The 9,395-nt window shown below is 39.7% G+C and carries 9 protein-coding genes; 6 read left to right on the top strand and 3 right to left on the bottom strand.

Features of this window, described 5'->3' with window-relative positions; genetic code table 11:
- Positions 1-1,352, bottom strand: a 1,352-nt coding sequence (locus AC6F75_RS00205; RefSeq protein ID WP_500712911.1) for an ABC transporter substrate-binding protein, incomplete at its 3' end; no start/stop codon positions are given.
- Positions 1,353-1,441: 89 nt separating this feature from the next.
- On the opposite strand from AC6F75_RS00205, the gene mtaB reads away from it, so the two are divergent.
- On the top strand, positions 1,442-2,776 hold the full coding sequence (gene mtaB, locus AC6F75_RS00200; protein ID WP_500712910.1) for a tRNA (N(6)-L-threonylcarbamoyladenosine(37)-C(2))-methylthiotransferase MtaB: 1,335 nt from the start codon (positions 1,442-1,444) through the stop codon (positions 2,774-2,776).
- A gap of 70 nt (positions 2,777-2,846) precedes the next feature.
- Here mtaB and AC6F75_RS00195 read toward each other — a convergent pair whose 3' ends face one another.
- On the bottom strand, positions 2,847-3,146 hold the full coding sequence (locus AC6F75_RS00195) for an N-acetyltransferase (protein ID WP_500712909.1): 300 nt from the start codon (positions 3,144-3,146) through the stop codon (positions 2,847-2,849).
- Between the two features lie 225 nt (positions 3,147-3,371).
- On the opposite strand from AC6F75_RS00195, the gene AC6F75_RS00190 reads away from it, so the two are divergent.
- The 3 genes from AC6F75_RS00190 to AC6F75_RS00180 are packed head-to-tail and all read left to right on the top strand — an operon-like array spanning position 3,372 to position 5,395.
- On the top strand, positions 3,372-4,043 hold the full coding sequence (locus AC6F75_RS00190; RefSeq protein ID WP_500712908.1) for an alpha/beta hydrolase: 672 nt from the start codon (positions 3,372-3,374) through the stop codon (positions 4,041-4,043).
- Positions 4,044-4,086: 43 nt separating this feature from the next.
- On the top strand, positions 4,087-5,016 hold the full coding sequence (locus AC6F75_RS00185) for a transglycosylase SLT domain-containing protein (RefSeq protein WP_500712907.1): 930 nt from the start codon (positions 4,087-4,089) through the stop codon (positions 5,014-5,016).
- A gap of 16 nt (positions 5,017-5,032) precedes the next feature.
- Positions 5,033-5,395: a TSUP family transporter gene (locus AC6F75_RS00180; RefSeq protein ID WP_500712906.1), complete on the top strand. Its 363-nt coding sequence runs from the start codon at positions 5,033-5,035 to the stop codon at positions 5,393-5,395.
- 46 nt (positions 5,396-5,441) lie between these two features.
- Here AC6F75_RS00180 and AC6F75_RS00175 read toward each other — a convergent pair whose 3' ends face one another.
- Positions 5,442-5,957 (bottom strand): DUF2892 domain-containing protein, encoded by a 516-nt coding sequence (locus tag AC6F75_RS00175; protein WP_500712905.1) that lies wholly within the window; start codon positions 5,955-5,957, stop codon positions 5,442-5,444.
- Positions 5,958-6,123: 166 nt separating this feature from the next.
- On the opposite strand from AC6F75_RS00175, the gene rpmH reads away from it, so the two are divergent.
- On the top strand, positions 6,124-6,285 hold the full coding sequence (gene rpmH, locus AC6F75_RS00170; RefSeq protein WP_500712904.1) for a 50S ribosomal protein L34: 162 nt from the start codon (positions 6,124-6,126) through the stop codon (positions 6,283-6,285).
- A gap of 90 nt (positions 6,286-6,375) precedes the next feature.
- The gene (gene carB / locus AC6F75_RS00165) at positions 6,376-9,228 is read left to right on the top strand and encodes a carbamoyl-phosphate synthase large subunit (RefSeq protein ID WP_500712903.1); all 2,853 of its coding nucleotides are present in this window, start codon (positions 6,376-6,378) and stop codon (positions 9,226-9,228) included.
- The last annotated feature ends 167 nt before the right edge of the window (positions 9,229-9,395 follow it).

Here is a 9,395-nt window from a genome sequence, read left to right as displayed (position 1 = left end):
TAAAACAAGGATAAATAACTATCAGCATCGGGATAATCGGCTATCCAACTGGAGCGAAAAGCATCAATCGACCCGTCTGCACGCGCTTGCCTGATTGCAGAGGATGGTATCACATCAATACTTGTCCGGATCCCCATTTTTTCAAACTCGCGTTGGAGGTACTCAAAAATATCCTGATAGTTGCTGTCCGTTGTCAAAACCAGACTTGGGTTTTGGTCGCCGGTTTCCTGTTTGTATTGCTCAAGAAGTTGTCGGGCTTTTTCGGGATTGTAGTTGTAGCCTTCAATGTTGTCATAACCGGGCAATCCTTTGGGAATAATCCCGCTTGAGCCCGATATGCCGATTCCGTTTCTCAAATAGGTGATGATTACATTTCGGTCAAAACTGTAGTTTAAAACTTTTCTAAAAAGAGGCGATTGAAGCGCTTTGTTTTTTTCTGAACGGGTTTGCAGGGCAATAAACTCAGTGTTGAGGTATGGCCCTTTGATCATATAGACTTGTTTCTCATAGCCCGGCCTCAACTTTCCTGTTGAAGTGAGCAATTCGTCCCTGTATGACGCATCCAGTCCTGAAATAAAATCAAGCTTTCCCTGTGCAAACTGTAAAAATTCACTTTGCTTGTCGGGCAAAAAGGTTACCGCCACAGCCTCAAGATAAGGAAGGGGATTGCCGTTTTTATCGGTTTCAAAATAGTGGTTGTTTTTTCTAAACACCAATTTGATGTTTTCTTCCCAAAGTTTAAAGTAAAAAGGGCCTGTTCCCACAGGATTTGAACGAAAGTTGTTCCCATAATGTTCCACTATTTCTTTAGGAACCACCGAGCAATAGCGCATTGACAGTAAACCGATAAAAGGCGGAAACGCTTGCTTGAGTTGTATTTCAAAAACGGTATCGTTTACAGCGTAAAAATTTTCAACATTGTTCATAGCCCAACTGCCGGGAGAAGCGACTGCCGGGTCTTTTAATCTGTTTAAACTGTATACAAAATCTTCGGCAACCACTTTTCGTGTGGAATCAATGCCAAATAAATGATGCTTGTGAAACCACACATCATTTCTCAAATAAAAGGTATAGGTAAATGTTGAATCGTTAATTTCCCAACGCTTGGCAATATCTGGCTGAATGTTCAGGTTGCTATCCAGTTGCACCAGACCATTAAAAAGCTGGTTGGTCGCCCAAACAGTAGAGGAATTTCGGGCAAAAGCAGGATCCAGGGAAGCAATGTTTACATGTTCGTTGTAACGAAAAACAAGATGATCACGCTCCTCATTTCTGGAATCTTTACAAGAAATTATAATTAATGCAAAACTTATGTAAAGCAAAAATGAACATAAATTGAATTTGATTCTCATAAGTCTGTCTTCTTAAGTGGGTTGCCTGTTATCTTATCTCTAAAAAAATCCGTACTTTTGCCGCCCGGTAATTTTCCAAAAATACAAGAATGAACGATAGAAAAAAAGTGGCTTTTTACACTTTGGGATGTAAACTCAATTTTTCTGAAACTTCCACGATTGCCAGAGGCTTCACCGACGAAGGTTTTGACAGGGTAGAATTTGAGGAAGTTGCTGATATTTATGTGATTAACACTTGTTCAGTCACTGAAAATGCCGATAAAAGATTTAAGACCATCGTTAAAAAAGCACAACAGTCCAATCCTGCTGCTTTTGTGGCTGCTGTAGGTTGTTATGCGCAACTCAAACCGGAAGAGCTTGCTGCCGTGGACGGAGTGGATTTGGTTTTGGGTGCCAAAGAAAAGTTTCAAATCACCGATTATCTTAACGATTTGACCAAAAATGATTTTGGTGAGGTACATTCCTGCGAAATTGAAGAAACCGATTTTTATGTAGGTGCTTATTCCATTGGTGACAGAACCCGGGCCTTCCTAAAAGTGCAGGACGGTTGTGATTATAAATGTACTTATTGTACCATTCCGCTGGCAAGAGGAATTTCGCGCAGCGATACACTGGAAAGTGTATTGAAAAATGCCAAAGAAATTTCAGGCCAAGGGATAAAAGAGATTGTGCTAACGGGGGTGAATATCGGTGATTACGGCAAAGGAGAATTTGGAAACAAACGCCACGAACACACATTTTTTGATTTGGTAAAAGCTTTGGATCAGGTGGAAGGCATAGAACGTTTGCGCATATCATCCATTGAACCCAATTTGCTTAAAAACGAAACCATCGATTTTGTGTCACAGTCCAAAACATTTGTGCCCCATTTTCACATTCCGTTGCAATCGGGGAGTAATGAGATTCTCAAAAAAATGAAGCGTCGCTATTTGAAAGAACTTTATGTTGAACGCGTTGCGAGAATCCGTAAAGTGATGCCTGATGCCTGTATTGGTGTTGATGTGATTGTGGGTTTTCCCGGTGAAACCGATGCACATTTTCTGGAGACTTACAGCTTTTTGAATGAATTGGACATTTCATATTTGCACGTGTTCACTTATTCTGAGCGGGACAATACAGAGGCTGCAGAAATGGAGGGCGTTGTTCCAAAGAATGTTCGGGCAAAACGCAGTAAAATGCTACGCGGACTTTCGGTTAAAAAGCGAAGGGCTTTTTATGAATCACAGTTGGGTACTACAAGAACTGTTTTGTTTGAAGGAGAAAACAAGGAAGGCTACATTCACGGTTTTACCGAAAACTATGTCAAGGTAAAAATGCCATGGAATCCGGAGTTTGTCAATACACTACATCAAGTTACACTTTCCAAAATTGATGAAGACGGACTGGTTAGACTTGAATTTGTGAACGAAAGAGTCTTGAATTAATAAATAAAAAAAGGCACACCAAAAACGGCATACCTAAATTCTTTTAAGTTCGTACTTTTAACTTCTAACTTTAAATATTAATTCCCACAGGGAGTAAATCTTTAAATCGTCTTCGGTTTCTTCTTACAAAGTGCGTTACTTCAGAACAAGTGGGCACCAGGCTGATTTTTCGGTCTTTAATTTCGCTGAACACAGCTTCCATAAATGGCTCTGCGAGTCCTTTATTTAGCATGCCTTCCGGCATATCAAACTTAGTCAGGAAAATTTTGCGCTCTTGAAGGCTGTACTCAATCCTTGCCATTTGGTCATCGTGTTGAAACTCAAATTGCCTAAGGAATTCGTTGTCCTTGATTTCGATTTCAGTAGTCATAATATTGTTCACTATTGTTAACTGTTTTAAGACATTACAGATATAGCTAAAAATAGTAGGTCTGATGTAAAAACAATTAAATAAACAAAAAACATTATAGTTTTTTGCAGGGGATTATTTATTGTTTTAAAGGATTTCTTATGCTGAAGAATTAATCCTTAATTTTGCTCCACAAATTTACGAATAAAAGTTGACTTTTAGCAATTAAAGCGGTGTTAAAATAAAATGAGCCAGCAAATTATACATTTATATTTCGTTCCGGGTCTTGCTGCAGGTAAAGAAATATTTGAGAATTTATGTTTACCGGATGACCAATTTAAGATTCATTTTATTGATTGGCTAATCCCCGACAAAAATGAGGCAATAGAGAATTATGCCCGCAGAATGGCTCAGGGGGTCAAAGAAGAAAATGCTGTGCTCATTGGGGTTTCATTTGGCGGGGTGATGGCCCAGGAAATGAGGCCTTTTTTGAATCTTCGAAAATTAATCATCATTTCGAGTGTAAAGTCTAAGTTTGAATTGCCTTTCAGGATAACCCTTGCCAGAAAAACCCTGGCTTATAAACTGGTTCCCACAAAATTTATTTTAAGTCAAGACGATTTATCAAAATTTGCAATTGGTAAAAAAACTAAAAAAAGACTGGAGCTGTATCAGCAGTACTTATCAGTCAGAGACGAAAAATACTTGGATTGGGCCATTGAAAATATGGTCTGCTGGAATCGTGATCAAGTAGACGATCAGGTTGTTCACATTCACGGCAATAAAGATTTTGTTTTTCCGATTGACAATATAAAAAACTGCATAGTTATTGAAGGTGGAACCCATATCATGATATTGAACAGGTTCAAATGGTTTAATGAAAATTTGCCCAAAATAATACTTGATGAGCCTCTTTAATCGTTAAATATTATTGATTATCTTTAAATAAAAATTTCTGGTTATGAAGAGGTTGGTTAAAATTTTAGTTTTGGTGCTGATAGTAGGCATCAGCGGGTTGTTTATTTTTGCTGAAAAAGACCCTCCCACCAATGAGCGTTTTGAGTCAAAACTCATCAATGATTACAATGTGTATGCGCTGCCCCTGCCTGAATTTATCGATTTTGCCGGTGAACCTGTTCCCATGAGCGACCCCGATATAAGGGAGCGTCTTGACAGAGAACTTCTGGTAAATACTTATTGGCAGTCAAACGGACTCTTGATGTTCAAGCGAGCCAACAAATATTTCCCGGTCATTGAACCAATACTTGAGAAATATGGTGTGCCTGATGACTTTAAATATTTAGCGGTTATAGAAAGTGGGTTGATGAATGTAGTTTCTCCCGCAGGAGCAAGGGGGATTTGGCAAATTATGCCCGCGACAGCAAAAGAGTATGGATTGGAGGTCAACGACAATGTGGATGAAAGATACCATCTGGTGAAAGCTACCGAAGCAGCTTGTAAATACTTGATTGCATCCAAAGAACGCTTCGGGAGTTGGACACTGGCTGCCGCAGCATACAATGCCGGTAATGCCGGAATCAATCGCAGATTGGAAGGTCAGCAAGTAGAAGACTATTACAACTTGCTTTTGGGTGAAGAAACAGGAAGGTATATGTTTAGAATTTTGGCGTTAAAGGAAATAATGAGTGACCCTAAAAAGTATGGATTCAACTTTAGGGAAAAGGATTTATACAACATGGTTCCATCTTTTGTGGTTGAGGTGGACAAACCCATAGATGATTTGGCTGCTTTTGCACAACAATATGAAATCAATTATAAAATTTTAAAAATCCACAATCCGTGGCTCAGAGAGGCCAAATTAAATAACCGGTCCGGTAAAAAGTATTTTATAGAAATTCCTCACAAAGGCCATTATCACACCGGGTTATAATATAAAAATGAATAAAATGACTTTGATACTTCTACTTGTAATCATCGGTGTATTGGCCGGAATTTTCAGTGGTTTGATGGGTGTGGGTGGTGGAATAGTGATGATACCGCTTATGGTGTTTGCCCTTGGTTTCACCCAACATGAGGCTCAGGGCACAAGTCTGGCGGTGTTAGCAGTACCGGTTACGCTCATTGCGGCTTATAATTATTATCAGGCTGGTCATGTAAACTGGAAATATGCCGCAGTTATTGCTGTGGCTTTTGTGGTTGGTGCTCACTTGGGTTCAAAATTTGCCATTTCAATTGATCAGGTGCTGCTAAAAAGAATTTTTGGTATTGTTTTGATTATTGTGGCCCTGCGTTTGATATTCTGGAAATAATAAACCAGACACGAGCGAAGCGAAACCAGAAACTTGAAACCAGAAACTAAATCTTCTTCATCTGCTCTTTCATCATCCTAATCTGTTCAGTAAGCATATTGTGTTTGTCCAGTTTTTTGGCTTCGGTAAGTAGCGTTTGAGCCTCGCGTTTTCTTCTTCTTGACATTGCAATTCCGGCAAGGTTGAGTTTGGCCATAGCCAAATCAGCATTCATGGAAAGTCCCAGACTGATGGCTTTTTTGAAATATTTTTCAGCCTCGTTCATGTTGGTTTGAATGACCATCAATCCGTTCAGGTAATTGTAGTAACCCTGTTGTTTTCTAACCAAAGAAGCTTCCGGGTTTTTAATTTTATCCAGCCATTTTTTAGCCCCGGGAAAATCCTGTTTTCTTAAGCGTAAAAATGCCATAAGGATCATTTCGTTTTTGTAATAAAGAAAAACAAACATAGAGGCCAAAAGTATATACATGATACCGTTGCCAATGTTGCCTTCTGTAAACTGCCATACTGCAAGCCCAAAAACAACAACGGTAAGCACTAATTTGATATTTTTATGAAACATAATGGATGATTTAATTGAAGGTGCAAAGGTAGTAAAAACAAAAATAAATATTTTAATAAATCCATTTGCCAAACTCAAAAAGGTTTGTATATTTGCCCCCGACTTTGAGAGAGTGATTCACAGAGTATAAATCAGGATTTTTCAGAAGAAATAAAGATATACAACAATGAGCAAGAGAACATTTCAGCCATCAAAAAGAAAAAGAAGAAACAAACACGGTTTTAGAGAGCGTATGGCTACAGTAAACGGAAGAAAAGTGCTTGCAGCTCGCAGAGCTAAAGGCAGAAAAAAATTGTCTGTATCTTCTGAACCGAGACACAAAAAATAATGCATTCATTGTTTAAAATACAAGGTGTTACTTTTTTAAGTAACACCTTTTTTTATACCTTAACATCTGTTCCATATAAAGTTTTTGTAAATGCCAAGAAATAAAGACCTTAAATCCATTTTAATTATTGGTTCAGGGCCCATAGTCATCGGGCAAGCCTGTGAATTTGATTACTCCGGTAGCCAAGCCCTGCGCTCCCTTCGTGAAGACGGTATAGAAACTGTCCTGATCAATTCCAATCCGGCAACCATTATGACAGACCCGGCAATGGCAGATCATGTCTATTTATTGCCGCTCACCACAAAATCTTTGATACAGATTTTAAAAGAACATCCTCAAATCGATGCAGTACTTCCCACAATGGGAGGTCAAACAGCTTTAAACCTGTGTATTGAAGCAGACGAAAAAGGTATCTGGCAAGACTTTGGCGTAAAGATCATTGGGGTGGATATTAACGCCATTAATATCACTGAAGACCGGGAGCAATTCAGAAACCTGATGGAAAAAATTGGTGTTGGAATGGCACCACAGGCCACAGCAACCTCTTTCCTGAAAGGTAAAGAAATCGCACAGGAATTTGGTTTTCCTCTGGTTATCAGGGCTTCTTACACTCTAGGTGGTGCCGGTGCTTCAATCGTTTACAAACCTGAAGATTTTGACCGCCTTCTGGAACACGGTCTGGAAATATCACCTATACATGAGGTGATGATCGATAAAGCCTTGATTGGCTGGAAGGAATATGAATTGGAATTATTACGGGATAAAAATGACAATGTAGTTATCATTTGTTCCATTGAAAATATGGACCCGATGGGGATCCACACGGGCGACTCAATAACAGTGGCGCCAGCCATGACATTGTCTGATCGCACCTATCAGCGTATGCGGGATATGGCCATCTTGATGATGCGCAGCATTGGCGATTTTGCAGGAGGATGTAATGTGCAGTTTGCCGTAAGTCCCGATGAAATGGAAGATATTATCGCTGTGGAAATCAATCCGCGTGTGTCGCGTTCTTCTGCATTAGCTTCAAAAGCAACGGGATACCCCATCGCAAAAATTGCCGCCAAACTTGCAATTGGCTACAACCTTGACGAATTAAGCAATCAAATAACCAAATCCACATCGGCACTTTTTGAGCCTACTTTAGATTATGTCATCGTAAAAATACCACGCTGGAACTTTGACAAATTTGAAGGCAGTGACCGTACATTAGGGCTTCAAATGAAGTCAGTAGGAGAGGTGATGGGCATTGGCCGTTCTTTTCAGGAAGCGCTTCACAAAGCCACACAATCGCTGGAAATTAAACGCAATGGATTGGGTGCCGACGGAAAAGGGTATACAGATTATGACCAAATCATCGAAAAACTCACCTATGCCAGTTGGGACCGCGTGTTTGTCATTTATGACGCCATCCAAATGGGAATCCCGTTGAGTCGCATTCACGAGATTACCAAAATCGATATGTGGTTCCTCAAGCAATATGAAGAGTTGTACCACCTGGAAAAAGAAATTTCAAAATATGAGATTGACAGCGTGCCGCGTGAATTGATGCTGGAAGCCAAACAAAAAGGCTATGGCGACCGTCAGATTGCCCATATGCTTGATTGTCTGGAAAGCGAAGTGTATAAGAAACGTGACGAGATGAACATCAAGCGTGTTTACAAGCTGGTGGACACTTGTGCTGCCGAATTTAAAGCTGAAACACCTTACTATTATTCCACTTTTGAAAATGAAGTGGAACTCCCTTCCGGCGAAAGATATGCTGCCAATGACAGTATCGTGTCCGATAAGAAAAAAATTATTGTATTGGGCTCAGGCCCCAATCGCATCGGGCAGGGTATTGAGTTTGATTACTGCTGTGTACACGGTGTGCTGGCGGCGTCTGAATGTGGTTATGAAACCATTATGATCAACTGTAACCCCGAAACAGTTTCCACAGACTTTGATATATCAGACAAACTCTATTTTGAACCTGTATTCTGGGAGCATATTTATGATATCATCCGTCACGAAAAGCCGGAAGGTGTTATTGTTCAACTGGGCGGTCAAACCGCACTAAAACTAGCAGAAAAACTCGACCGCTACGGAATTAAAATTATAGGAACAACCTTCGAATCACTGGATTTAGCTGAAGATCGCGGGAGTTTTTCTACTTTATTAAAAGAAAACAACATTCCTTATCCGGAGTTTGGAGTGGCTGAAACTGCTGAAGAAGCCCTGGCGATTGCTGATGAACTGGATTTTCCAATACTGGTGAGGCCTTCATATGTGCTGGGCGGACAAGGAATGAAGATTGTTATCAATAAAAAGGAACTGGAAGAACACGTCGTGGATTTGCTGCGAAAAATACCCAACAACAAGCTTCTTTTAGACCATTATCTAGACGGTGCCATTGAAGCTGAAGCAGATGCCATTTGCGACGGTGAGAATGTTTACATCATTGGGATTATGGAGCATATTGAACCTTGCGGGATTCACTCCGGTGATTCCAATGCAACGCTGCCACCATTTAACCTCGGTGAGTTTGTAATGCAGCAAATTAAAGACCATACTAAAAAGATTGCTCTATCCCTTAACACAGTCGGACTGATCAACGTGCAGTTTGCCATTAAAGACGATATCGTTTACATTATTGAAGCCAACCCACGCGCTTCGAGAACGGTTCCTTTTATTGCCAAAGCTTATGGCGAACCCTATGTCAACTATGCCACTAAAGTAATGCTGGGCGAAAAGAAAGTAACTGACTTTGATTTTAATCCACAACTGAACGGATTTGCCATCAAGCAACCGGTGTTTTCTTTCAACAAATTCCCCAATGTCAACAAGCAACTGGGACCCGAAATGAAAAGTACCGGGGAAAGCATCCTCTTCATTGACAGTTTAAAAGACGATGCATTTTATGAATTGTACAGCAGAAGAAAGATGTATTTGAGTAAGTAAATCTATTGATTTACATCGTATTCAATTAACCTTTGGCTAAACTCTCAGTTGGTTAGGGTTTCTATGTTGATTTTCTTTTTTGAATATTTATTTTATCTTCGGGGAGTGTAATTTTTGGAGCATTTTATACAAATAAATAAATTTTAAAAATGAAATATTTTCTTCTG

The organism is Planktosalinus sp., assembly GCF_059864935.1.
The sequence above is the reverse complement of the archived record's forward strand: the minus strand, read 5'-3'. Positions and strand labels throughout refer to the sequence as shown.

Excerpts from the sequence above, each read along its gene's own strand:
- mtaB (WP_500712910.1), top strand. The coding sequence starts at position 1,442 with ATGAACGATAGAAAAAAAGTGGCTTTTTACACTTTGGGATGTAAACTC.
- AC6F75_RS00195 (WP_500712909.1), bottom strand. The coding sequence starts at position 3,146 with ATGACTACTGAAATCGAAATCAAGGACAACGAATTCCTTAGGCAATTT.
- AC6F75_RS00190 (WP_500712908.1), top strand. The coding sequence starts at position 3,372 with ATGAGCCAGCAAATTATACATTTATATTTCGTTCCGGGTCTTGCTGCA.
- AC6F75_RS00185 (WP_500712907.1), top strand. The coding sequence starts at position 4,087 with ATGAAGAGGTTGGTTAAAATTTTAGTTTTGGTGCTGATAGTAGGCATC.
- AC6F75_RS00180 (WP_500712906.1), top strand. The coding sequence starts at position 5,033 with ATGACTTTGATACTTCTACTTGTAATCATCGGTGTATTGGCCGGAATT.
- AC6F75_RS00175 (WP_500712905.1), bottom strand. The coding sequence starts at position 5,957 with ATGTTTCATAAAAATATCAAATTAGTGCTTACCGTTGTTGTTTTTGGG.
- rpmH (WP_500712904.1), top strand. The coding sequence starts at position 6,124 with ATGAGCAAGAGAACATTTCAGCCATCAAAAAGAAAAAGAAGAAACAAA.
- carB (WP_500712903.1), top strand. The coding sequence starts at position 6,376 with ATGCCAAGAAATAAAGACCTTAAATCCATTTTAATTATTGGTTCAGGG.